The organism is Miniphocaeibacter halophilus, assembly GCF_016458825.1.
Taxonomy (GTDB): Bacteria; Bacillota; Clostridia; order Tissierellales; family Peptoniphilaceae; genus Miniphocaeibacter; species Miniphocaeibacter halophilus.
Window position 1 is genome coordinate 799,553 of record NZ_CP066744.1, and the last position, 26,387, is coordinate 825,939.

At 29.9% G+C, this 26,387-nt stretch carries 20 protein-coding genes and 1 CRISPR repeat array; of the genes, 8 read left to right on the forward strand and 12 right to left on the reverse strand.

What is annotated here, in order from left to right:
- Nucleotides 1–12: 12 nt before the first annotated feature.
- Genes grdB through grdD form a run of 3 tightly spaced genes read left to right on the forward strand, consistent with a single transcriptional unit; the run spans nucleotide 13 to nucleotide 4,061 of the window.
- On the forward strand, nucleotides 13–1,323 hold the full coding sequence (gene grdB / locus JFY71_RS03935; protein WP_243661745.1) for a glycine reductase complex selenoprotein B: 1,311 nt from the start codon (nucleotides 13–15) through the stop codon (nucleotides 1,321–1,323).
- Between the two features lie 55 nt (nucleotides 1,324–1,378).
- On the forward strand, nucleotides 1,379–2,911 hold the full coding sequence (gene grdC / locus JFY71_RS03940; RefSeq protein WP_243661746.1) for a glycine/sarcosine/betaine reductase complex component C subunit beta: 1,533 nt from the start codon (nucleotides 1,379–1,381) through the stop codon (nucleotides 2,909–2,911).
- A gap of 10 nt (nucleotides 2,912–2,921) precedes the next feature.
- Nucleotides 2,922–4,061, forward strand: a complete 1,140-nt coding sequence (grdD, locus tag JFY71_RS03945) for a glycine/sarcosine/betaine reductase complex component C subunit alpha (RefSeq protein WP_243661747.1) — start codon at nucleotides 2,922–2,924, stop codon at nucleotides 4,059–4,061.
- Between the two features lie 462 nt (nucleotides 4,062–4,523).
- On the opposite strand, the gene JFY71_RS03950 is transcribed toward grdD, so the two are convergent.
- Together JFY71_RS03950 and JFY71_RS03955 are read right to left on the reverse strand one after the other, a co-directional pair.
- Complete coding sequence (locus JFY71_RS03950; protein ID WP_243661748.1) at nucleotides 4,524–4,838, reverse strand: NAD(P)H-dependent oxidoreductase; 315 nt, start codon at nucleotides 4,836–4,838, stop codon at nucleotides 4,524–4,526.
- 517 nt (nucleotides 4,839–5,355) lie between these two features.
- Entirely contained in the window at nucleotides 5,356–5,523 is a 168-nt protein-coding gene (locus tag JFY71_RS03955) for a hypothetical protein (RefSeq protein WP_243661749.1), read from the reverse strand.
- A gap of 129 nt (nucleotides 5,524–5,652) precedes the next feature.
- Nucleotides 5,653–7,646: direct repeats of the CRISPR family, unit length 30 nt; unit sequence ATTTACATTCTACTGTAGTTCTATTAAAAC.
- Between the two features lie 380 nt (nucleotides 7,647–8,026).
- On the opposite strand from JFY71_RS03955, the gene treR reads away from it, so the two are divergent.
- The 3 genes from treR to JFY71_RS03970 all read left to right on the forward strand — a co-directional run bounded on the left by treR (nucleotide 8,027) and on the right by JFY71_RS03970 (nucleotide 12,016).
- Nucleotides 8,027–8,734, forward strand: coding sequence for a trehalose operon repressor (gene treR, locus JFY71_RS03960; protein ID WP_243661750.1), 708 nt, complete (start codon nucleotides 8,027–8,029; stop codon nucleotides 8,732–8,734).
- A gap of 141 nt (nucleotides 8,735–8,875) precedes the next feature.
- Nucleotides 8,876–10,342: a PTS system trehalose-specific EIIBC component gene (gene treP, locus JFY71_RS03965; RefSeq protein WP_243661751.1), complete on the forward strand. Its 1,467-nt coding sequence runs from the start codon at nucleotides 8,876–8,878 to the stop codon at nucleotides 10,340–10,342.
- 12 nt (nucleotides 10,343–10,354) lie between these two features.
- Nucleotides 10,355–12,016 (forward strand): alpha,alpha-phosphotrehalase, encoded by a 1,662-nt coding sequence (locus JFY71_RS03970; RefSeq protein ID WP_243661752.1) that lies wholly within the window; start codon nucleotides 10,355–10,357, stop codon nucleotides 12,014–12,016.
- A gap of 2 nt (nucleotides 12,017–12,018) precedes the next feature.
- On the opposite strand, the gene JFY71_RS03975 is transcribed toward JFY71_RS03970, so the two are convergent.
- From JFY71_RS03975 to JFY71_RS03985, 3 genes are all read right to left on the reverse strand, one after another.
- Nucleotides 12,019–13,104 (reverse strand): FAD:protein FMN transferase, encoded by a 1,086-nt coding sequence (locus JFY71_RS03975; protein WP_243661753.1) that lies wholly within the window; start codon nucleotides 13,102–13,104, stop codon nucleotides 12,019–12,021.
- A gap of 130 nt (nucleotides 13,105–13,234) precedes the next feature.
- A complete protein-coding gene (locus JFY71_RS03980; RefSeq protein ID WP_243661754.1) occupies nucleotides 13,235–14,578 on the reverse strand; it encodes a sodium-dependent transporter in 1,344 nt (447 codons plus the stop codon).
- Between the two features lie 89 nt (nucleotides 14,579–14,667).
- Nucleotides 14,668–16,050 (reverse strand): tryptophanase, encoded by a 1,383-nt coding sequence (locus tag JFY71_RS03985; RefSeq protein WP_243661755.1) that lies wholly within the window; start codon nucleotides 16,048–16,050, stop codon nucleotides 14,668–14,670.
- A 230-nt stretch (nucleotides 16,051–16,280) separates the two neighbouring features.
- Here JFY71_RS03985 and JFY71_RS03990 point away from each other — a divergent pair, with 230 nt between their 5' ends.
- A complete protein-coding gene (locus JFY71_RS03990) occupies nucleotides 16,281–16,979 on the forward strand; it encodes a helix-turn-helix transcriptional regulator (RefSeq protein ID WP_243661756.1) in 699 nt (232 codons plus the stop codon).
- 118 nt (nucleotides 16,980–17,097) lie between these two features.
- Here the strand turns inward: JFY71_RS03990 and JFY71_RS03995 are convergent, their stop codons facing one another.
- From JFY71_RS03995 to murA, 4 genes are all read right to left on the reverse strand, one after another.
- Nucleotides 17,098–18,468: a S1C family serine protease gene (locus JFY71_RS03995; protein ID WP_243661757.1), complete on the reverse strand. Its 1,371-nt coding sequence runs from the start codon at nucleotides 18,466–18,468 to the stop codon at nucleotides 17,098–17,100.
- Nucleotides 18,469–18,527: 59 nt separating this feature from the next.
- A complete protein-coding gene (locus tag JFY71_RS04000) occupies nucleotides 18,528–19,196 on the reverse strand; it encodes a ComF family protein (protein WP_243661758.1) in 669 nt (222 codons plus the stop codon).
- Nucleotides 19,186–21,414 carry an SF1B family DNA helicase RecD2 gene (gene recD2, locus JFY71_RS04005; protein ID WP_243661759.1) on the reverse strand — a complete coding sequence of 743 codons (2,229 nt, stop codon included), beginning with the start codon at nucleotides 21,412–21,414 and terminating at the stop codon, nucleotides 19,186–19,188. Before recD2 ends, JFY71_RS04000 begins: the two co-directional genes overlap by 11 nt.
- Nucleotides 21,415–21,572: 158 nt before the next feature.
- Complete coding sequence (gene murA / locus JFY71_RS04010; protein WP_420846427.1) at nucleotides 21,573–22,844, reverse strand: UDP-N-acetylglucosamine 1-carboxyvinyltransferase; 1,272 nt, start codon at nucleotides 22,842–22,844, stop codon at nucleotides 21,573–21,575.
- 124 nt (nucleotides 22,845–22,968) lie between these two features.
- On the opposite strand from murA, the gene JFY71_RS04015 reads away from it, so the two are divergent.
- Complete coding sequence (locus tag JFY71_RS04015; protein ID WP_243661761.1) at nucleotides 22,969–23,541, forward strand: ECF transporter S component; 573 nt, start codon at nucleotides 22,969–22,971, stop codon at nucleotides 23,539–23,541.
- A gap of 81 nt (nucleotides 23,542–23,622) precedes the next feature.
- On the opposite strand, the gene JFY71_RS04020 is transcribed toward JFY71_RS04015, so the two are convergent.
- From JFY71_RS04020 to JFY71_RS04030, 3 genes are read right to left on the reverse strand one after another with little or no spacing between them, the layout of a single operon-like run.
- Nucleotides 23,623–24,246: a hypothetical protein gene (locus JFY71_RS04020; protein ID WP_243661762.1), complete on the reverse strand. Its 624-nt coding sequence runs from the start codon at nucleotides 24,244–24,246 to the stop codon at nucleotides 23,623–23,625.
- A complete protein-coding gene (locus JFY71_RS04025) occupies nucleotides 24,209–25,501 on the reverse strand; it encodes an ABC transporter permease (protein WP_243661763.1) in 1,293 nt (430 codons plus the stop codon). Before JFY71_RS04025 ends, JFY71_RS04020 begins: the two co-directional genes overlap by 38 nt.
- A complete protein-coding gene (locus JFY71_RS04030) occupies nucleotides 25,501–26,379 on the reverse strand; it encodes an ABC transporter ATP-binding protein (RefSeq protein ID WP_243661764.1) in 879 nt (292 codons plus the stop codon). The genes JFY71_RS04025 and JFY71_RS04030 overlap by 1 nt, the downstream gene beginning before the upstream one ends.
- Between the last annotated feature and the right edge of the window lie 8 nt (nucleotides 26,380–26,387).

Sequence of the window (26,387 nt, forward strand, 5' to 3'; positions counted from 1 at the left end):
GAGGATAGATAAATGGCGAATAAAAAAGTCGTGCACTATATTAACCAGTTTTTCGCTGGAATTGGTGGAGAAGAAAAAGCCGACACTAAGCCTTTCATTGCTGAAGAATTACCTCCAGTAAGTAAACAATTAGAATCTAAACTAGGTGAAGGTTTCGAAGTTGTTGCTACTGTTGTATGTGGAGATAGTTATTTTAACGAAAATATAGAGTCAGCAAGTAAAGAAGTTTTAGAAATGATAAAAAGTTTCAACCCTGATCTTTTTATCGCTGGTCCAGCTTTTAATGCCGGTCGTTACGGAGTTGCAGCTGGAACAATTACAAAATTAGTAGAAGACGAATTAAATATTCCAGCAATTACAGGAATGTATGTTGAAAATCCTGGTGCTGATATGTTTAAGAAGGATCTTTTCATAATAGAAACTGCTAATTCAGCAGCTGGTATGAGAAAAGCTCTACCTAAAATGGCTAAATTAGGAAAGAAATTAGCTTTAGGAGAAGAAATTCTTGGACCTAAGGAAGAAAGCTATATTGAAAGAGGAATCAGAGTAAACTACTTTAGTGATGTACGTGGTTCTGAAAGAGCTGTAAATATGCTTGTTAAGAAAATTAAAGGCGAAGATTACGAAACAGAATACCCTATGCCTACTTTCGATAGAGTTGAACCAAGTCCTGAAATTGCTGATCTGTCAAATATTACAATAGCTTTAGTTACTTCAGGTGGTATAGTACCTTTTGGTAACCCAGACAGAATTGAATCTTCTTCTGCTTCAAAATATGGAGAATATTCTATAGCTGGCATAGATGATTTAAAAGAAGGCGAATTCGAAACTGCACACGGTGGACATGACCCTGTATATGCTAACGAGGATCCAGATAGAGTTTTACCTGTAGATGTTTTAAGAGATTTAGAAAAAGAAGGTAAAATTGGAAAATTATATGACTACTTCTATTCAACTGTAGGTAATGGAACAGCTGTAGCTAGTGCTAAAGCATACGCACATGAAATAGGAGAAAAACTTGCTGCTGATAACGTAGATGCCGTTATATTGACTTCAACGTGAGGTACCTGTACACGTTGCGGTGCAACAATGGTAAAAGAAATTGAAGCAACAGGTATTCCAGTAGTACACATTTGTACAGTAGTACCTATTTCATTAACAGTAGGAGCTAATAGAATTGTACCTGCTGTTGCTATCCCTCATCCATTAGGAAATCCTGCTTTGGATTTTGATGAGGAAAAAGCTTTAAGAAGAAAATTAGTTGAAAAAGCTTTAAAAGCTTTACAAACTAAAGTTGAAGATCAAACAGTTTTTGAAGGTTAATAAAAAATATTATGGATTCTGCATAGGCAGAATCCATAATTGAATGGAGGTAAATATGTCGTTTCCTGTAATTAAAAACGCTGGATATGTATTAGTTCATACTCCAGACATGATTATTCAAAATGGTTCTACAACTTCAACAGAAAGAGTTGTAAATCCGGATTCTGATTTTTTAAAAGAAGTAGGTAAGCATATAAGAACCTACGAAGAAGTAGTAAATTATTTACCAAATCAGGTATATATTGGTAACTTAAGACCTGAAGAACTAAATAATTATGAATTACCTTGGCATGATAAAGAATTTAAAGGACAAAGAAAAGGTAAGTTTGGCGAAATAACTCCTCAAGATGAGTTTATTGCTGTAATGAAAATATGTGACTCCTTTGAATTAGTAGAGTTAACTGAAGAGTTTATTAATGAAATAAAACCTAAAATTGAAGAAAATTATCCTGAACTTATAGATGCTTTTAATAAAATAAAACCATATGACGTAGAAGCAGACAAACATCTATTAGATGAAGAAAAAGCTGAAGGATTATATAATGATGGCAAATTAGTAGGAATTGTAAAAGCCGCTCACGATGTTGACGTTAACTTAAATGCTCATACTATGTTTGAAAACCTAGTTGTTAAAGCATCAGGAGTATTAGCAACAATTGCCCTATTAAGAAATACATCTGTTAATAAAGATGAAATAGACTATGTTGTAGAATGTTCCGAAGAAGCTTGTGGAGATATTAACCAAAGAGGTGGCGGTAACTTTGCTAAAGCCATTGCTGAAGTTGCTCAATTAACTAACGCTTCCGGCTCTGACACTAGAGGATTCTGTGCTGCCCCTATCCATTCTTTAATAGAAGCAGCTGCTTTAGTTAAAGCAGGAGTATATAAAAATGTATTAGTTGTAGCTGGTGGATCTACTGCTAAATTAGGAATGAATGCAAAGGATCACGTTAAAAAAGGTCATCCTGTTTTAGAAGATGTTCTAGGAACTTTTGCAATACTAGTTTCAGAAAATGATGGTGTTAGCCCTATATTTAGAACAGATTTAACAGGAAAACACAATGTTGGTACAGGCTCTTCCCCACAAGCAGTAATGACTTCATTAATTACAACAGGACTAGATAGAGCAAACTTAAAAATTACAGACGTTGATACCTATTCTGTAGAAATGCAAAATCCGGACATTACCGTTCCTGCAGGCGCTGGTAATGTACCAGAAGCAAACTATAAAATGATTGCAGCATTAGCAGTAAAACGTGGAGATATTGAAAGAGCTCAATTAAAGAGTTTAATCGAAGAAAAAGGATTACCAGGCTGGGCTCCTACACAAGGACACATCCCTTCTGGAGTACCTTATATAGGATATATGATAGATGACCTTACTTCTGGTGATAAAAATAGAGTAATGTTCGTTGGAAAAGGTAGTTTATTCCTTGGTAGAATGACTAATTTATTCGATGGTGTATCTTTTATATGTGAAAGAAATACTGGAGAAGAATCAGATGACCAAGGTATATCTAAAGAAGAAATTAAAAAAATAATTGGTGAGTCCTTAAGAGAATTAGCATCAAATATGCTACAAGAATAGAGGTGATAATATGTCAAAAAATATTATTGCAGAAGCCTTATTAGAAATAGCTGATGGTATAGAAAGTGGCTCATTTGCTAAAAAACCTAAAATTGGTTTAACCATATTAGGTAGTGAACATGGTCTAACCAATATGCTTGAAGCAGCTAATTTAGCTAAATCAATTAACTATGAAATAATCCTTATTGGTCCAAAAGTAGAAACAGAATTTGAATTAGTAGAAGTATCTACAGAAGAAGAAGCCCATAATAAAATGGAAGAACTTTTAGATTCAAAATATATAGACGCTTGTGTTACAATGCACTACAGCTTCCCTATTGGCGTTTCTACAATTGGTAGAGTAATAACTCCTGGAGTAGGCAAAGAAATGCTTATAGCGACAACTACAGGCACTAGTTCAACTAATAGAGTTGAAGGTATGGTTAAAAATACCATTGCTGGTATTTCTGTAGCAAAAGCATTAGGTCGTGAAAATCCAACAGTAGGAATATTAAATGTTGATGGTGCAAAACAAGTAGAAAAAGCTTTAAACAACTTAAAATCAAATGGATATAAATTTGAGTATGGCGAATCCGCAAGAAGTGACGGAGGAGCAGTACTACGTGGCAATGATTTATTACAAGGAGTTCCTGATGTATGTGTAACGGATTCATTAACAGGAAATATATTAATGAAAATGTTCTCTGCATTTACAACAGGCGGTAGTTACGAATCCCTAGGCTATGGATATGGTCCCGGCATAGGTGAAGGCTACGATAGAACTATAATGATTATTTCAAGAGCATCCGGTGCCCCTGTAATAGCAAATGCCATAAAATACGCTTTTGAATTGGTAATTGGAAATATTAAAACAATTGCTGAAAAGGAATATAAGGAAGTAAATTCTCATAAATTTAAAGAAGTTTTAGAATCATTAACTGCTAAAAAAGTTGTTGAGGACAGTGCGGATGTGAAAGCTCCTCCACAAGAAATAGTTACAGGTTCTATAACCGGTATCGATATATTAGATTTAGAAGATGCAGTAACAGCACTTTGGAAAAATAATATATATGCCGAAAGTGGAATGGGATGTACAGGTCCTATTGTAATGGTCAACGAGAAAAATGTAGATAAGGCTACCGATATCTTAAAGACCGAAGATTTCTTATAAAAAATATAAACAAAAAACAAAAATCCAAACAATTCATTAAAATACCTCAATAACAAACCCTGGATGAAAAATAGTCTAGGGTTTTATTTTGCCAAAATAAATTTACATTCTACTATAGTTCCATTAAAACAGAGCATATCATTTTAAAACCTACGTTTTTAGTTGCAAAGTATCTGATTTACGATATTTACCTAAATATTTTAAATTAACAAAGTCGATATTTTTCGGTTGTTTTCGGACTCTTTTTTGACGGAATTAAAATTGCCTGAATACTAAGTACAGTTTAACAGCTGGATTTTTTATTTACCAGAACATTTAATATCCAAAAAAAGAATGGAAGAAATTAAATTACCACCATTAATATCTAATTTAAAATTTAAAAAACCTTAAACACTCCCCTTTCCAATAATCTTATTATATATAAATTTTCTACTGTACTTTCGAATTTCTTGAAAATTTTTTTTATACTATATTTTTATTTCTTAAAATGACATTGTGTAAATTCTCACTGGTGATATTCCTTAAAATTTTTAAAAACTTGTTTTTTAAGATTATTCCATAATCTTGTTGTGCTATTTTAGCATATAACATAGGAGTATCATAAGTAGTAATAATAAAAGCAGATTTATTTTTAATGACTATCGGGAAAATCTTCCTGTAACTATAGGCAAATTCATTAATAAATATTCTATCTATATATCCTTTTGAAATAGCTGGCATACCACTTACTATAGTGATTATAAAAACAGATAATTCACCATAAAATATCATCTTCATACTTTTTAGTTTCTAAATCTTTATCCAAGTTTCTACGTTTTTTATTTTCATCAAAATATAATATAGGGTCAGACTCTTCTTTCTATAAATCAAAAATTTTTACATTATAGTTGGATTTTAAACTATTTTCCACAGAATAAAAATTGCGCTATTAAAACCTTCATATTATTCCCCAGCTTTTAAGATTTCAAATAATAGCGAATTAAATATTTGTCTGATCGAATTTAGATATATTATTTATTAAAATCTAGATACTATTAAAAAATTAAAAGCTTTGATTGAAGAAAGAATAAAAGAGTTCAAGAGAGATGTTTAGTCTTCTCCCTTAGTCTAGGAGGATAAATAAATCCCCTATTTTATTGCTACAAACATTGAAATCAAGCCAATCCTTCCAAAATGGACCTACAAGGCGATTTTTTGGGAAGTAAGTAGTAAACTATGGCTTAATTTAGTTGTTTACATAAAAAAAGAGGTGGAAATTAATCCACCTTTACGCTAACTAGAATAGGACTTTATTTTATTTTTTTATGTCCTTAGCTTTATCTTTTATTTCTTCTCCTACTTCTTTTGCCTTGTCTTTTACTTTTTCCCCGGCATCCTTTACTTTTTCTCCAGCATCTTTCGCCTTATCTTTTACTTCTTCTCCTATATCTTTTGCTTTGTCCTTAATATCTTTTGTATCCATAAAATCCTCCTTATTTGATATTATTATTCCAATTTATATTATACCCAATATTTTCTATTATAAATTCAATAACTAATATTTGTATTTTTATTTAGACGCAAAAAAACTTTTATAAATAATAGAAAACATATTTACATTCTACTGTAGTTCTATTAAAACAGAGTAATGACGCAGTTAAATCAAATGACATCCTCATTTATATTCTACTGTAGTTCTATTAAAACTATGTATATAGTATATACATAGTAATTTACATTCTACTGTAGTTCTATTAAAACCTCTTTTCTTTTCTTCACTAACTCTGCTTGTTTCTGATTTACATTCTACTGTAGTTCTATTAAAACCCATTTTTAAATAAATAGTCTGTTGTATCTTCTTGATTTACATTCTACTGTAGTTCTATTAAAACTTTTCATATTCTAGTCCTGCAAAGTAATCATCTTCTATTTACATTCTACTGTAGTTCTATTAAAACATTTCTTTAAAAACAAAACCAAGACTGCAGAAAAAATTTACATTCTACTGTAGTTCTATTAAAACTAAGTCCTAATGCTTCTTTCAATCTGTCTTTGTTTTATTTACATTCTACTGTAGTTCTATTAAAACCCTATCAACGTTTCTAACTCATTCCCAAAGCTCCAATTTACATTCTACTGTAGTTCTATTAAAACGGTGATAATTATTTGATTTTTAGAAAATTAAATATATTTACATTCTACTGTAGTTCTATTAAAACGAATAAATGAACGGTGGAATTCGTCTATAGAGATAATTTACATTCTACTGTAGTTCTATTAAAACTAGATATGATTGTAAGTTTAAAATGATTGTAAAATATTTACATTCTACTGTAGTTCTATTAAAACAGTAGTTTTACATCATCATCTAAACCTATATCTACCACATTTACATTCTACTGTAGTTCTATTAAAACATGTCTGAAAAATCTATTGACGCTAGAGAAAAAGGATTTACATTCTACTGTAGTTCTATTAAAACTTCATCAGTAATTCCGATATTATTAATTTTATCTTCATTTACATTCTACTGTAGTTCTATTAAAACGGAAGTCCTTACAAGGACAGTGATATTGTAATAGCTGAATTTACATTCTACTGTAGTTCTATTAAAACAAAACAGCCTATTAGATACATCTGACCCTTATTAGATTTACATTCTACTGTAGTTCTATTAAAACTACAGCATCTCTTACATTTTGAAATGATGTGCTCTATTTACATTCTACTGTAGTTCTATTAAAACTTTTCTATTTTGAAATCTAATGCTTTTGCTAATTTATTTACATTCTACTGTAGTTCTATTAAAACTTAGCTAAAATAATAAAAAATGATGGCTGGAAAGAAATATTTACATTCTACTGTAGTTCTATTAAAACTACGCTAGCTCCACCAGTATCGAACAATTCTGCCCCATTTACATTCTACTGTAGTTCTATTAAAACTGTAGTGGACTTACATCAGACTTTATACCTTTTAAATTTACATTCTACTGTAGTTCTATTAAAACTTTCTTCAACTGCCTTGTTAAGATTTTCCGTGACAATATTTACATTCTACTGTAGTTCTATTAAAACTATTTTAAATTCATAACCGATATTTTCTATATCTTCTAATTTACATTCTACTGTAGTTCTATTAAAACGTTTACACAGAAGATAGCAACACAAAATTCAAAGATATTTACATTCTACTGTAGTTCTATTAAAACAGATTATTATATAGACAACGATTTAGAAGATAAAAATTTACATTCTACTGTAGTTCTATTAAAACTTTCCTCCCTAGCTCTTTGTTTGCTAAAATAAATTCATTTACATTCTACTGTAGTTCTATTAAAACAAACCTCTTTCCATTAACTCATTTAAGAATTTTTGACATTTACATTCTACTGTAGTTCTATTAAAACACCTATAAGAGATGATGAGCTTATCGCCATTTCAAATTTACATTCTACTGTAGTTCTATTAAAACTTGAAGAAGACGGAAGAATTAAAAAGTCAGAAGCTATATTTACATTCTACTGTAGTTCTATTAAAACCAGCTTTTTTAGGTACTTGTCCCTCTATCAACTCTATTTACATTCTACTGTAGTTCTATTAAAACAGGTGCTATTTTACACCTGTATTTTACAAGCTTATAGTCCTGTATTCTGTCGATGTATACATTATATCCTATTTTTTCTTCTTAGGAAAACTCCATTTATAAAGAATGGCTAATTATGTTATTTTATCCTTACTGTCGATCTTCCGTTTTCCTAGCATTATTCAAGGTCGACAGTAGGCATTTATTTGCTTTTAATATTTAATTCAACTAGTTCATAAGATAAGTATGGATTTTCCCCATCTCTTGAATCAAAATATAATCCTATTTTTTTATGAGACTATTGTTCCTTACTATTATTTAAATTCTAATTTAAATTTGAAATTATTAAATTATTGTAATAATATATTTACATAATACTATTATTTTTGAAAGGATATTTTATGACTCCAAAATACAAAAAAATAATCGATTCCTTTATTAAGGATTATGACAACAATAATATATTACCCGGCGATACTCTTCCTTCTGAAAATGAATTAATGAAAGAATGGAATTGCTCACGAGATACTGTTAGAAAAGCTATGACAGTTCTTGCTGAAAGGAAGTATATTCAAAAAAGTCAAGGTCAAAAATCTACAGTTTTAAATAGAAAGGAATATGAATTTCCAGTTTCTAGAATAACCAGTTTTCAAGAACTAGTTAAGAAAAGAAATTTAAATGCTTCTACAGAAGTCGTTAAGTTTGAAATAGTTAATAAATCCCATTATATTTATAACTTGTTTAATGTTCCTAAATCGGAAAAAATTTTAGAAATTATACGTATTAGGGAAATTGATAATGAAAAAATAATATTAGATAAGGACTTTTTTCTAGAAAAATATATTGGCAATTTAAATAAGGAAATTGCTGGTGGTTCAATTTATGAATATTTAGAAAATGAACTTGGTTTAAAAATAGATTTTGCCAAAAAAACAATTACTGTAGAAAAGCCAACTAAGGAAGATCTTAAATATTTAGATTTGAAGAAGGATACTTTAATTGCAAATATTGAAAGTTTCACTTATCTGGAAGATAATATATTATTTCAAATTACCTACTCTAGACATAGATCAGATAAGTTTAAATTCTTTGATTTTGCACAAAGATAATTGGGAAAACAGTTGCTAATTTAGTATTAATATGATATAACTTAAGTACAAACTTATACGTATAAGGTGTCGGGAATACATCTTGTTTTATAAGCTTCTATTTAACAAAACTTGTACGTATAGGATATTAGGAGGTAGAAAATGGGAAAATATTTAGAAGATAGCCGAAAACTTTTAGAGTTTATTGGCGGAAAAGAAAATATAGGCGCTGTTACACACTGCGTTACTAGAATGAGATTTGTTTTAAACGATCCAGAAAAAGCCGATACTGAAAAAATAGAAGCATTGCCTTCAGTAAAGGGTACTTTTACTCAGGCAGGACAATTTCAAGTTATTATTGGTAATGATGTTGCAAATTTTTATAATGATTTTGTTTCTATTGCAGGCGTTGAAGGTGTAAGTAAGGAAGCTGTAAAAGAGGAGGCCAAGAAAAATCAAAATATTTTTCAAAAAATCGCTTCAACTTTAGCCGAAATATTTGCACCTATTATCCCAGCAATAATTGTCGGAGGATTAATTTTAGGTTTTAGGAATATTTTAGGAGAAATTGGATTTGAATCCTTAGGTCAAAAAGTAGTTGATGGAGTTGCTCAAACTTTAAAAGACGGTACTCCAGTTTATAATGCTATTGTAGATGTTTCTCAATTTTGGGCAGGCGTAAATGATTTTCTATGGTTAATTGGTGAAGCTATTTTCCATTTCCTACCTGTAGGAATTACTTGGTCCATTACTAGAAAAATGGGAACTACTCAAATTTTAGGTATTGTGCTAGGTCTTACTTTAGTTTCTCCTCAACTTTTAAATGCCTATTCTGTAGCCGGTACTGCCGCTGCTGATATTCCATTTTGGAACTTCGGTTTCTTTCAAATCGACATGATAGGCTATCAAGCTCAAGTTATACCAGCAATGTTAGCAGGATTTACACTGGTATATTTGGAAAGATTTTTTAAGAAGATCATACCTGAAGTTATTTCAATGATATTTGTACCATTGTTCGCTCTACTTTTGGCAGTAATATTTGCCCATGTAATTTTAGGACCTATTGGATGGGTTATAGGTAATTGGATATCTAAAATAGTTTACGGTGGTTTAACTTCTAATTTCAGATGGTTATTTGCTGCTGTATTTGGATTTTTATATGCACCACTTGTTATTACAGGTCTACATCATACAACAAATGCAATTGATACCCAACTTGTTGCAGATTTTGGTGGTACTATTCTTTGGCCAATGATTGCTTTATCCAACATAGCACAAGGTTCTGCTGTACTTGCTATGGTTGTGTTACAAAGAAAAAACGAAGAAGCAAAACAAGTTTCCATACCTGCAACTATTTCAGCTTATTTAGGTGTTACTGAACCTGCTTTATTTGGGGTTAACTTAAAATATAGAGCTCCTTTTATATGTGGTATGATAGGCTCTGCTATAGCAGCTGTTATTTCCGTTGGTTTTGGAGTTCAAGCTAACTCTATTGGAGTTGGTGGTTTACCAGGTATTTTATCTATTAAGACTCAATTTATGCTTAAGTTTTTAATAGCAATGATTGTATCAATTGTAGTACCTTTCATTTTAACTTTCCTATGGGGAAAGAAAAATAAAGTTAAATAATTGGAGTTGTTTATGAATTTTAAAAATATGACAGTTTATCAAATATATCCTAGATCCTTTTATGATAGTAATGGTGATGGTATTGGTGATTTAAAAGGAATAGAACAAAAGTTAGATTATATAAAAGAATTGGGTGTAGATATGATTTGGATTACCCCCTTCTTTAAATCTCACCAATATGATAACGGATACGATGTAGACGATTATTGCTCTGTAGATCCAAGATTTGGTTCTATGGAGGACTTCGATAATCTTATAAAAAAAGCCGATAGTTATGGTATTGGAATAATGTTAGATATGGTATTTAATCATAGTTCTATTCACCATGAATGGTTTCAAAAAGCATTAGCTGGCGATAAGAAATATCAAGATTATTATTTTTTTAAATCTGCAAAAAATAATAATCTACCAACTAACTGGATTTCTAAATTTGGAGGTCCTACATGGGAATATGTAGAATCTTTGGATAAATACTACCTTCATCTTTTTCATAAAGGCCAAGCGGATTTAAATTGGGAAAATGAAGAGTTACGTGACGAACTTGTAAATGTTTTAAAGTTTTGGAAAAATAAAGGTGTTAAAGGTTTTAGATTTGATGTTGTTAATTTAATTTCTAAACCAAAAATATTTGAAGATGATTTTCAAGGTGATGGGCGAAGGTTTTACACTGACGGTCCTAAGGTAAATGAATACTTACAGGAAATTGTATATAAGGCCGGTATTGAAAATATGATTACTGTTGGTGAAATGTCCTCTACTTCTATTGCTAATTGTATAGAATACACAAAACCGGAAAATAAAGAATTAAATATGGCCTTTAATTTTCATCATTTAAAAGTAGACTATAAGGATGGTGAAAAATGGGAACTTGCTCCTGTAAATTATAAATCACTAAAGGAAATTTTCTCTACATGGCAAGTTGAAATGCAAAACCGTGGTGGTTGGAGTGCTTGGTTTTGGAATAATCATGACCAGCCAAGGGCAGTTTCCCGATTTACCAATGACAAGGAATATAGAGTTCAATCGGCTAAATTACTAGCTAATATAATTCATCTTTTTAGAGGTACTCCTTATATATTTCAAGGTGAGGAGTTTGGTATGACTAATGGATACTTTGAGTCTATAGAGGAGTTTAGAGACTATGAAAGTATAAATTATTACAATATTTTACTTGAAAAAGGAAAATCAAAAGAGGAAGCCTTAAATATTCTTTCAAGGCGTTCTCGTGATAACGGTCGAATTCCTATACATTGGGATGACACAGAAAATTCCGGATTTACAAGAGGAACTCCTTGGATAAAAATTAACGAGAATTATTTGGAAATTAACGCTAAAAAAGATAGGGAAAGTTCAAATTCCATATTTAAACATTACCAAAAATTAATAAGTTTAAGAAGGAATTTAAAATTAATTTCTCATGGAAACTATAGAGAAATAAATACAGATATCGATAAATTATTTATTTTTGAAAGATATTTAGACAATGAGGAATTAATCTGTATTAATAATTTTAGTAATGAAGAACTAATCTATGAATTTAATAATAATATATTTGAAAAATATAAGAATTCTAAAATACTAATTAGTAATTACGGTGACAAAACATTTACCAATCCATTGGTTTTAAAACCCTATGAATCAATTGCATATATTAACAGTGAAAAAGAAGACTAGTTTTAGTCTTCTTTTGCTGTTATTCCTTCACTTTGTAAATAATTTTTCATTCCTTCTGTTATGTGTTTTTTTTCATTTTTGTCAATCCATATAACTTCAACATTATCAATATCCTTTATTAAATCTTTTCCTTCTTCTATTGGAAGTAGAAATAAGGTTGTTGAAAGAAAATCTGCTACTCCACTATCTTCTGCTAAAACCGTTACAGATTTATATAAATCTCCAGGCACTAATGTATCGGGATCTATAATATGATTATAGATTTTCCCATCTACTTCATAATATCTTTGATAGTCTCCACTAGTTACTAGGGATATATTATTTCCATATACAATATCTATAATTGAGCTACCTGTATCCCCTTTTTCAGAATTAGGGTTTTGTATTCCTATTCCCCATTTATCCTTATCTTTTTCCATCGGTTTACCTATAGAAATTACATTCCCACCAGCTGAAAGTATTGCTGATTTACAACCTGCCTCCCTAACTTTGTTCATAACTAATTGGGAAGCATATCCTTTTGATGTTGCACCAATATCTAAAGACATTTTTTCGTCTTCTAGAAATACTGTGCTATTTTCTTCATTAATAATTACTTTATTTATATCTGTATGTTGCGAAGCCGATTTTAATTCCTCTATGTTTGGAACCTCCGGTTTTTCCTTATTATTTTCATCTAAGGCTTCTTCCCTATATTCATGCCAAATATTAAGTACCGGACCAAAGGCAATATTTGTTTTATAGGAATATTTTTCTGTCATATTTTTAGAAAATTTCAATAATTCAATAATATCCCTATCGACTTCTACAGGTTCTATTCCTGCCATATCGTTAATAGCTTTAATATTATTAATTCCTTCATAGTCATTATAAATATCATATAGTTTATGAAGTCTATTAAATTCTTCTTTTACTAGAGAGTAATACTTTTTATATTCTTCTTCCGTTTCTGTGTAAGCTGTAAAGTCGATAATTGTATCAAATGTTCCAAATATTGTATCCTGATTTTTTATATATTTATTTTTATTACAAGCTGTAAATAATAAAATTATAGATAATAGAGAAAGTAAAATAAATTTTTTCTTCATTTTTCACCTCTATTAAATTATACCTTAATTTTAATTCTAATGTAGATAATTTAAAAATATTAAAACCTCCAAATCCCTTTACAGATTTGAAGGTTTTTTACTTTTCTTATTCTTTTATATCTACTAAATCTTAACCTATTCCTCCCCAAAGAATTCCTAATACTACTACAATTATAGTTAATCCACAAAATACGTACTTGCCCATAGGAATAATAAACTTCGGAACTTCACCATCTAATCCTTTACCTATTTCCTGTTTTACAAATTTATCTCCACAAACCCAGAAGAACATTATCGCTGCCAATAAAGCTCCTACTGGAATTACATATATACTTACAACATCCATCCATGTAGATAAAACATCAGCATTCTCAATAAATACTCCTACTATAACCCCTACAATAGCTATTGTTATAACAGCTTTTGTTCTAGAAAACTTAAATCTATCTTGAAGTGCTTCAATTGGTGCCTCAAATAGATTTACCAAAGAAGTAATTCCTGCAAAAAGCACTGCTATGAAAAATATTATTGAAAATAATTGACCAAATGGCATTTGTTTAAATACCTCTGGCATTGTTATAAATAACATTGGTGGACCTGATGTCGGTTCCATTCCAAAAGCAAAAACTGAAGGAATAATAACAAGTGCTGCTAGAGATGCTGCTATTGTATCAAAAATTGCAATACTAACACCTGCTTTAACAACATTTTCATCATCTTTTAAATAACTACCATAGACTAATGTTCCTGAACCTGCTAATGATAATGAAAAGAATGACTGTCCTAATGCATAAACCCAAGTTTTTGGATTAGCTAAGGCTGACCAATCCGGATTTAACAAGAATTTATATCCTTCATTAGCGCCATCTAAAAAAGCAACTCTAATTGCTAAAACTATAAATAGCACAAAAAATGCTGGCATTAAATATTTATTCGCTTTTTCTATTCCTGCAGATATACCTGCATTCATTATTATAAATGTTAAAGCTAAAGCTATTAAATGCCAAGGAATAGAGCCAAAAGTTCCTGCTATTGTTCCAAAATATTCCGCACTATCTGCTGCTTTTACCAAATCACCTGCAAATGCTCCTACGGTGAATTTTATTATCCAACCAACTACTACTGAATAGCCAATAGCTATTGCTAAAGAACCAATTATTGGAATAAGACCTATTAAGTCTCCATTTTTCTTTCCTCTACTCGCCATCGCTTTTTTAAAAGCTCCCATTGGTCCTGTTTTCATGGCTCTACCAAAGGACATTTCTCCAATAACACCTGTGAAGCCCAGTAAAAATATACAAATGAAATAAGGTACTAAAAAAGCAAATCCGCCAAATTGTCCAACTCTATAGGGAAATAACCAAATATTTCCCATACCAACTGCTGAGCCAACGCATGCAAGTACAAAGGCCCATCTCGATGAAAAGGTTTCCCTGTTATCTATACTTGTAACATTTTTATCTTCTTTTGACATTTGTAACCTTCCTTATGTATTTTTATAAAAATATGTATTCTTATAAAAATAGCTAGGAGAATGAATTCTTCTAGCTATTTTATTTTTATCTATTTAACCGGCTCTAAATGTGCTTGGAAATGTCGTAACACTGGAGGTTCCCAAGTTATTCTATATCCTTTAACATCCTTTGCTCTATTTTTAATTGCAATTAAAGCTTCTGCCATTATATCAAAATGTGCTTGTGTATAAACTCTTCTTGCTATTGCTAATCTAGTAAATTCAAAATCAGCTTGTCTTTGTTTTCCCGTTTCCGGATCGTTTCCTAGCATATATGATCCAATATCACAAGTTCTTATTCCTGCTTCTATATAAAGTTCAATTGCTAGTGCTTGTCCTGGAAATTCATAATATGGTATATGTGGGAACATTGCTTTTGCATCTACAAAAAGTCCATGACCACCGGCTGGTGATTGATAAGCTATTCCATTATCATCTAATATAGAACCTAAGTATTCTATTTGTCCAACTCTATAGTTTAAATAACCCTCATCTAGACATTCTTGTAGGCCTATTGCTAATGCTTCAATATCTCTACCTGATAATCCACCATATGTTATAAATCCTTCAAATGAAATAGTATTACCCTTTACTAATTGGAAAAGTTCCGCATCTTCTTTTATAGCTAGAAGTCCACCCATATTAGTAAGAGCATCTTTTTTAGCACTCATAATAAACATATCACCATAACTAAAAATTTCTCTAGTTATTTCTTTTAAAGTACTATTTTTAAATTCTTCTTCTCTTTGTTTAACAAAATGTGCATTTTCTGCAAATCTAGCTGCATCTATAACTAATGGTATATTATATTTTTTACATACAACTGATACATCTCTCATGTTTTGTACAGATACTGGTTGTCCACCTGCGGAATTATTGGTTATTGTCATTACAACTAAACCAATTTTTTCCTTACCATATTCATTTATTAGTTTTTCTAATTTTTCAACATCCATATTCCCTTTAAAAGGTGCTCTATGAGTAGGATCTTTTGCTTCTTCTACAACACAGTCTATTGCTTTTGCTCCTGTTAATTCAACATGAGCTCTAGTTGTATCAAAAAACATATTGGAAATTCCAACTTTACCTTTTTCAAGTAATAATGGGAATAAAACCTTTTCCGCAGCTCTACCTTGATGTACTGGTTGAACATATTCATATCCAAATATGTCTTTAACTGTATCTACTAATTTATAATAGCTTTTTCCACCAGCATAAGCTTCATCGCCTCTCATGATTCCGGCCCATTGTTCATCACTCATTGCATTTGTTCCACTATCTGTTAAAAGATCAATGTAAACATCTTCGCCTTTTAAATTAAAAGTATTATATTTAGCCTCTTTAATTCTTTCAATTCTTTCTTCCCTTGTTAACATTTTAATTCTTTCTACCATTTTAATTCTAAATGGTTCTGGTATGTACTTAATAGCCATAAATTATTCCTCCTCTTTCTTTGTTTAATAATATATTATCATCTCTAAGTCTGTTTGTCTATTTTTTTATTAATCAAAGTAATAATATTATATTTCATGTAATATTATTACGCATTTTTTTAATTTTTATCAATTTTGCTTGTATTTTTAATAATTTTTTATTAATATCTGATTTTATCTACATATAAGTTATAATATTGATATATATCTACTTACAAGGAGGTGTTTTTATGTCAAAAAATATAATGCTTCATTATACAGAATTAGTTCAATTTCTTGGAGAAACCCTAGGACCCGATTATGAAGTAGTATTATTTGATTTACGTAATAATAAAAATGAAATTATTGCAATTTCTAATGGATTAATCAGTAATAGATCTATAGGGGATTCTATTACTGATTATATGCAAGAAAATTTAAAAGATAAAGATTATAAATTCACAGACTACAGAGCTAACTATAGAGGTATTGTTCGTGGTAATAAATTTATTCGCTGTTCTACAAAATATATAAAAGACGAATCTAATGAAATAATAGGTTTACTATGTATTAATTTTGATGATTCAAGATATGAAAAAATATCCAGTGATATTTTGAAATTATGTCATCCTGATGATCTTGTTGAAAATGTTATTTTTGAAAAAGCTGATGATAGTTTAATTGCTGAAACAGCAGAAAATTTAGATATTAAAATCACAGATGTGGCTGTCCGACTTATTGATGATATTATATCTACTATTAACAAACCGGTGTCTATGCTTTCTAAAAAAGAAAAAGTTGAGATTGTATCACTTTTAAACTCTAAAAAGATATTCCAATTAAAGAGCTCAATTCCGCTTGTAGCAAAAAAATTGAGCATCTCTGAAGCTACTTTATATAGATATATTACTAATTTAGATAAAGTAAATAAAAATAATAATGATATTTAAATTTAACTGAATTTCAAGACATCATGGTGAAATATAAAAAAATGGTTCAAAGCGAGTTACTTGAACCATTTTTATTTTCCTATAATACAATTTTATAAAAACTCGATATTATATAACATTAATTTCCCCAAGGAAATATAAATTCTCTTTCATTTTCTTGTTGACCATCGTTTTGTTCTTGTTCATTAATAGGATTTTCTTGTACTTCAAATTTTTCAAATGTAATTTCTAATTTTTCTTCTTTTCCATTTCTGTAAATAGTTATTTCACTACTATCACCAAATTTATATTTTAATAGGGCCTTTTTAATATCGTTGGTATTACCTACTTCTGAGTCGCCAACTTGAGTTATAATATCATTAACTTGAATACCCGCTTTATCTGCCGGAGAATTTTCCTGTACTTGCATTACAGCAACGCCTTTTTCTACTGGAGTTTCCATTTGGAAATATTTTTTATAGGTTTCAAGTTCTACTCCACTAATTCCTAAAAGAAGTTCTTCATAGTTTCCTGTTTCTATTATTTCATCTACTATGGATTTTGCTGTATTTATTGGAATTGCAAATCCAATCCCTTCTCCTGTACTTGCTTTAGCAGTATTTATTCCTATTAATTCTCCCTTTGAGTTTAATAGTGCTCCTCCACTGTTACCACCATTAATAGCTGCATCTGTTTGAATTAATCCATCCATTGAAGCCCCATTTTCTAAAGTTATCATTCTGTTTAGCCCTGAAATATAACCTGATGTTAAAGTAGATTGTAAATCCAATCCTAATGGATTTCCAATTGCTATTGCCTTATCTCCTACTGATACTTTGTCAGAATCTCCAAATTCAACTACTGGAAGTCCTGTCTTTTCTACCTTTACTACAGCTAAGTCAAGGGTGGAATTATTCCAAATCAATTTTCCTTCAATTGTTGATTTATCTGAAAACACAACTGTAATGGACTCTGCGGAACCATCACTTATAACATGGGAATTAGTAAGTATATAGCCATCCTCACTAACTATAACGCCACTTCCTACTCCTTCAACATATGCTTGCTGATTAAATATGGAATTAGATAATGTTTTTGTAGTAATTCCAACAACAGATGGTATTACTTTTTCTGCAACGGCTGTTTCAATATTTACTTCATCTTTAGTATTAATTGTAATACTTGAGTTTGTACCGGAGTTTCCTGCTGTTGTATTGTTTTTAGACGACATAACCAGGGCTGTTACACCTGAACTTAAAAATGAGAATATTAAGGCTATTACTACTATTCTAATCCAAGGCGTTTTTGGTTTGTTTCTTTTTAACTCTTCCTTTACAATTTTTCTAACTTCATCGCTATTATTATAGGAATAAGACCTACTAAAAGCTGGTCCTTCATCTTCTGTTCCTAAAGGATCATAGTAACTTCCCTTACTATTATTTGAAAAATCATTTCTTTCTGTATCTTCATCTGTTCTATTTTCATCAAAATCTCTTTTGTCATCACTCATAATATATTCCTCCTTAACTAGGTCTAATCTTTATACTAATAATTTTAGATAAAAAACCTTTAAACATTCTTAAAACCAACTTTGAACTTACTTTCTATTTTAGATGAAGCTATAACTAAAGCTTCAATATTTCTATTTCCATTTTCTTCAAATACTTTTGCTATTTCCTTTAAAGTATACCCCGATGTAACTATATCATCTAATATTAAGATCTTTTTATCACCTAGATTCTTATCTATTAGTTTAAAAGAATCTTTTAAATTTGTTGCTCTTTTTTCTATACTTAATAAATGCTGATCCTTGGTATTTTTCTTCTTTACAACAGCATCTTTTAATATTTCCACTTTTAGTTTTTCACCAATATAATCCGCTAATAACTCCGTTTGATTATATCCTCTTTTGGAAAGCTTTCTTTTACTAATTGGCGTAGGAATAATACAATCAAAATCCAAGTCTATTTCTTTAATATAAGCTACAAGAATTTCTCCAAAGGCCCTATACAAATAAGAATGATTATAGAATTTAAAGCTCCCAATCAATTCTTTTATCTTACCGGTATATAAATACGGATAATAACATCTATGTTCTCCAAAATATTTAATGCCATTTACATATTCGAATAAATTTAAACAATTATTACAGAAATATTTTTTAGTATATATTTCGTTTTTACAAGAATAACAATACCCTTCTGATAAAAAAATTAAATCGTTTATACTAATTGACATCTATTATTCCTTTATATAAATTATAATATTCATTAATTCTATAGGATAAAGTAGAGTTTCTTTTTGCTATATGGGTATTATTAATCATATTCTGTAAATATTTTAAACTTCCTACAAGAACTACTAGTTTTCTCGCTCGAGTAATTGCTGTATAAATTAAATTTCTTGTCATTAACATATAGGGTCCAGGTCCTAGCGGTATTACAACTGCAGGAAATTCGCTTCCCTGAGATTTATGAATAGTTATTGCATATGATAACGACAATTCATCTAATTCCTTTACTGTATATTCAACAAACCTGTCATTGTCAAACAATACTTTTATTATATTGTCATAATTGTCTATTTCTGTAATAATTCCAAAATCTCCGTTAAATACCCCTAATCCTTCTTGGCCTGTTTTAGTCTTAAATTCCTTAGTATAATTATTTCTAATTTGCATAACCTTGTCATATTCCCTAAAAACCTTATCACCATAAACAATTTCTTCTGTTGATGGTCGTTTAGGATTTAAAACTTCCTGTAGTTTTTTGTTGAGTTCTGTTGTTCCTATTTCAGATTTTTTCATAGGCGTTAAAACTTGAATATCCTCAATGTTCTTTATATTGTAATATTCCGGAAGTCTTTTTGCTACAAGACTTAATAAAGTCTTTTGTGTTAAAGTATTATTATTTGCCGGTATAAAGAAAAAATCCTTACCCTTTTCATTTAAAATAGGATACTCTCCACTATTAATTCTATGGGCGTTAACTACTATATTACTATTTTCACTTTGTCTAAATATTTTATGAAGTCTTATGGTTTTTACTAATTTAGAATTAATAATATCCTTTAAAGTGTTTCCTGCACCAACTGATGGAAGTTGGTCAATATCGCCAACAAAAATAATTTTAGTTTCACTTTGTATTCCCTTTAATAAATTTTCAAGTAAAACCAAATCTATCATGGAAGATTCATCTATAATAATAATATCTGCATCTAAGGGATTTTCTTCATTATGGTCAAATATCATACCTCTTCCACTATCCACCGGCATATAGCCTAGAAGTCTGTGAATTGTTTTAGCTTCATGGTTAGTACTTTCTTCCATTCTCTTAGCAGCTCTTCCTGTAGGTGCTGTTAAAATAACCTTATGACCATTTAATGTATATATATTTACAATTTCATTAATTATAGTTGTTTTTCCAGTTCCCGGTCCTCCGGTAATAACTAAAATATTCTCTAAAATAGAACTTTTAATTGCTTCTATTTGCTCATCGGCAAATTTTATTTTTTCACTATTTTTTAACCTTTCAATTTCTTTTTCACAGTTAATATTTGTCTTAATTTCTTCATTTGTTAATATTTTAGAAAATAATCCGGCAACTTTTAACTCGCTATTATAATAATACGGATCATATAAGATTTTTTTTCCTTCAACTTCATCGCTGATTATAGTGTTTTCTAGTACCATTTCCATTATTAAATCTTCAATATATTCCTGCTCAATATTTATTAATCTCGACACCCTATATATTGTTTCTTCATAAGGCATATAGCAATTTCCATTTTGATTTGCTTCAGAAGATAAATAATATTTAAAGGCTGCCTTAATCCTAAAAGGAGACTTTTCATCTATGTTGTTTTTTAAAGCAATATCATCAGCTGTTTTAAAACCAATTCCCCAAATATCATTAATTAATTGATAGGGATTAGTTTCAATTCTAGAAATAGTCTCATCTCCATACTCTTTTATAATCTTTTGTGATTGCCCCATGGGAATTCCTAACCCTTGCAAAAATATAATAGTATCCTGAACTTTTAATTCTTCCTCTAATGCATCATAAATATCCTGATATTTCTTTTTTCCTATTCCTTCAACTTCCATTAACCTTGCTGGATTATGTCTTAATATATCCAAGGTATCAATTCCAAATCTATCTACTATTCGCTTTGCCATTTTTTTCCCAATATGAGGAAGAACTCTGGAGGATAAATATCTTTCAATTGATAAAATTGATGTACCAGTAATTATTTCATAAGATTCTATACTAATTTGTTCTCCATATTTATTATGGTATACAAAATCTCCATTGATTTTTAAACTATCACCAACTACAACATTAGGAACTATTCCTACTGCTGTTATTTCCCCATCTGATGTATCTAGTTTCATAACCTTATAACCATTGTCATCATTACTGTATATAATATTTTCTATTATTCCTTCTATTTCCATAATTTCCTCACATAATTTAAAAAGTTGCAATAATCAATTAATTACCTTTAATTATATAACTAATCTAGAATTTACCAAAATAAAAAGCAGACAGATTTTTCCATGTCTACTTTTAAAATTTTATATTAAGAATATTTACTTGTTTAAAATTAATTTCCTTATAAATCTACATCTATTCTACTGATTTTAGCCCCTAAAGAATTTAATTTTCCTACAATATCATCATATCCTCTATCTATATGATAAATATCCGATATATAAGTTTTTCCTTCTGCTGCAAGTCCTGCTAAAATAAGAGCTGCACCAGCACGTAAATCTGTAGCTTTAACTTCTGCTCCCTTTAATACAGGTACTCCTGCTATTCTAGCTTCCCTTGCATCTGTTGCAATAATAGCTCCCATTCTTAATAGTTCATCAACGTGCATAAACCTATTTTCAAACACGGTCTCTGTAACTTTAGATTGTCCTTTTGCTATTGTTAAAAGTGCCATAAATTGTGCTTGAACATCTGTAGGAAAGCCAGGATATGGTAAAGTCTTAATATCTGTTCCAATAGGATCTTTAGCACCTACTACTCTAAGCACATCTTGATCTTCATTAACATACACTTTACAACCAACTTCTTTTAACTTTGCTATTATTGGCATAACATGACTAGCTATACAGTTTTCTATTGTAATATCGCCCTTAGTTATAGCTGCAGCAACCATAAAAGTTGCAGCTTCTATTCTGTCGGGAATAACTGCATGTTGAACACCTGTTAATTTATTAACACCCTTAATCCTAATTGCAGAAGTTCCAGCGCCCTTAATATTGGCTCCCATTTTATTTAAAAAATTTACTAAATCTACTATTTCCGGTTCTTTAGCTGCATTTTCTATAACCGTTTCACCTTCGGCTAAAGTTGCTGCCATTATAATATTTTGTGTAGCTCCGACTGAAGGAAAATCTAAATATATAACATCTCCCCTTAATCCATCCTCAGCTGTTGCTTCAATTTTATCTATACCTTCTTTTACTACAGCTCCTAGAGCTTTAAATCCCTTTAAATGTAAATCAATAGGTCTTTTTCCTATGGCACATCCACCTGGTAAATATGTCATAGTTTTACCAAATCTTGCTAATAAGGGTCCCATAACTAAAAAAGAAGCTCTCATTCTATTCATAAGTTCCATTGGAGCTTCATACCCTGTCAAATTTGATGAATCTATTCGTACTGTATTCTTTTCTAAAAATTCTACTTTAGCACCTAATGATTCTAACACTTCTAAAATTACTTCTATGTCACTTAAATTTGGTACGTTTTCTAAAATTATTGGTTCTGTTCCCAATAAAGAAGCAGCTATAATAGGCAAAGCCGCATTTTTAGCTCCGTCAATATTAACAGATCCAGTAAGTGGTCCACTATTTGTTACAACTATCTTTTCCACAATTCCTCCATTTTTTATCATTATCTTATCTATAATCTCTGATAATTATACCATAAATCATTATTTATTGATATAATGAAAATGCTACAAAAAATCAACAATTAGCCATTTTAAAGGAGGTAATATGAAAAACTTAACTACAAAAAAACTAACCATTATAGGTTTATTGACTGCATTAACAATTATACTTGGTTTAACTCCCTTAGGATTTATTCCCCTTGGAGTTACTAAAATAACAACAATGGCTATCCCAACAATCATTGGAGCAATAATTGGCGGTCCATTAGTTGGAGGATTTGTTGGTCTTGTCTTTGGTTTTTTATCAATATTCCAAAGTATAACTTCTCCAACAATATTGTCTTTTATGTTTTACAATCCATTGGTTTCTGTACTACCAAGGGTTTTAATTGGTGTTGTATCAGGTTATTTATATAAACTTTTAAATAAATTAAAATTAAATGACTTAATAGCTTGTGGAATTACCGGTGCTGTTGGATCTATTGTTAATACAGTTGGAGTATTGGGAATGGCTTATATCTTTTTTGCCGATAAAATTAGTAGTGTTAGTAGCGGATTAAATGCCTCTACAGTTTTAATTGGAATTGCAGCAGCAAATGCTCCCTTTGAAATTATAGCTAACACAATACTAGTAGGACTAATTGGCATGGCTCTTTTAAAATCAAGAAGAAAAATATAATTATGTATTATTACATATTCCAATAAAAAAAGTAATTTCATTGCTTAATTCCTAATGAAATTACTTTTTTAACATTTTAAACTATCTGCTTTTTCTTATTCTTACTAATACTCCTAAAATTACAAGCACAACTCCAACAATAAAGTAGTATTCATACTTTAATTCCAGTCCATACTTTAATCTAAAAAGAAATATTTCCTTAAGTTTTTCATAGCCTAAAAAGCTATTTGCCATAAAATATAGTATTGGAACTAAATATCCAACTATTAAATTAAATGTAAGCCCAAAGAAAAACACTCCAAGGCTACCATATAAAAATCCAATCCCCATTGATTGAGGAATGATTGTTTTATAATCCATATAGGAACCATTATTTTTTAAAAATATTGCAAATACTAAGGTTATTAATACATACACCAATATTCTAACAATAACTCTGGCTACTAAGGTTACTGTAAAATTTGTTCTTCTTGTTCTTATTGTTTGTTCAATTCCATAATCCTGTTCCTGCTCAAATACCGGAGTAATTAAAATAATTCCTATTAAGGGTAAAAATATCTCCATTACATTTAAGGTATTATCTTGACTTAAATTACTAAAGCCAAAAAGTATAAAGATTATAAAAAACACTGATAATGAAATGAAAATAGGTTTTAAAGTATTGTATTTAAGCTCTTTTCTTACGATTATTGCCGATTCTTTCAATTTTAACCATTCCTCCATTTCTTTTTAAATCAAATATTTTTATTGCTAGTAAAATAAATGCTACAGATATAACTGTGTAAATAACTCTATTTGTATAAACCGATCCTATATTGTTAAAATAAAACTCCGTATTTCCAATAGTACTATGGCGTAATATTAATGGCCAACCATATCCACCATAAAGATTATTACTATTTCCGAATATAAATACTATCCATAATACCAACATTCCAACTATTCCCACAGGGTAATTAGTCAATATTGTAATTAATGTTCCAAAGGCTAAAACAAATAATAGATTTGGTAAAATCCAAAGTAAAATATATTTATAAAAGGTAAATATATCTACATTGTCCACTCCATAAACAGAAATTACCTTAACATTATATATAGTCGCTAATATAAAAATTGCAAGGGTAAAAACAATAAACATGGCTAAAATCCTAGTTAATACTAACTTACTACTTCCTACAGACTTTGAATTTACTATTTCCAATGCGCCTGATGTCTTGTCTTGGTACCACATATAAACTGCTAAAAGTATTGGAGCAAAGGATATGATTATTCCTAGATAATCACAAAAAAGTCTAGCGTAGGCTCCTGTAAATTTGTCTTTATTCTTGATTATATTATAGTCTTCAACTGCATCTTCATAATCCATTGGAGCATCACCATATTTCGAAATAATTTTCTTTTCACTGTAATAGCTTCCTCCCCCTAACAAGTCATCAACTGAACTCATTATTTTTAGAAATTCCTTTTTTCCGGTAGTAGAATAGTTTAAACTTTTATAAAATTCTGATTCTGTTGATGAATTTTTTACTTCTTCTAGAGATTTACCCGTTAATTTCGACAAATACTTCGCCATTTGTTCCTGCTCACCATTTGAAAGTTGTATCTCTTTAAGAAAGCCAAAAGGATAGGTAGCATAACTGTTTTCATTAAATTCATATATTAATCTTTCTACTGAATTTTCTTGAACTACGCTTATATCATCTGTTTTTTTACTTCCATATCCCGCTTCTTCATATATTATAGAATTTTCATATACTAAAATCTCTTCTCCATCCATTACTTCCTTTTTAGCCTTCCTTACCATTTCTTCATGTCTTTTCTTTGCTAAGGCAGGATCTTCATCATATATATCATCATTTATGTCCATTTGAATAAAAGTAAAGCCAAAAATTATAGCAAGGGAAATATAGAATATTGGGCTTTTAAAAATTCTTTTTATTTCAAAAAATAAGAGTTTCATTATTTCACCCCTGACACATCATAAAGTACATTTAAATAACCGTCTTCAATACTTGGTTCTACCGGTGTAAAAGAACTTACAGGACTACCCTTATATAGGAATTTCATCTCTACAAACTCCCCATTATCCCTTTGAGATGTAATAATATATCTGTTTTTAAAGTCCTTAATATCCTCAAAAGCAATGTTGGTCTTATAAACAAAACCTCTAGCCATGCCTTTTAAATCATCGACCTTCCCATTAAAAACAATTTTTCCCTCATTCATAATCGCAAGATTTTTAGATGTACTTTCAATATCTCCTGCAATGTGAGTAGACAATATTACAACCTTGTCCTCTGCTAAATCAGCCAATATGTTTCTAAATCTAATTCTTTCTTCAGGGTCAAGTCCTGCTGTAGGCTCATCTACAATTAAAACCTTTGGATTATGTATAATAGCCTGTCCTATACCAAGTCGACGTTTCATTCCACCTGAAAGGGATTTTACTTTTTTCTTTCTATCATTTTGTAAATTTATTAAATCTAAAACATCTTCAACTCTTTTATTTAATAACTTTGATTTCATACCGGACAAAGTACCTAAATATTTTAAAGCTTCATCTACTTTCATATTTGGATACATGTTAAAATCCTGTGGAAGATAACCAATAATCTCCCTAATTTGTTTTCTATTGGAAATATCTATACCACATACTGATATTTCGCCGGATTTTTTCTCTAGTAAGCCGACTAAGGTCTTCATTAAAGTAGACTTACCGGCACCATTTCTTCCTAAAAGCCCAAACATTCCTTTATTTATATTTAAATCTATGCCATGTAGAACTTTCTTCCTACCATAGCCTGCATATAAATTATTTATTACTATGTTCTCATGCATAAAAAAAC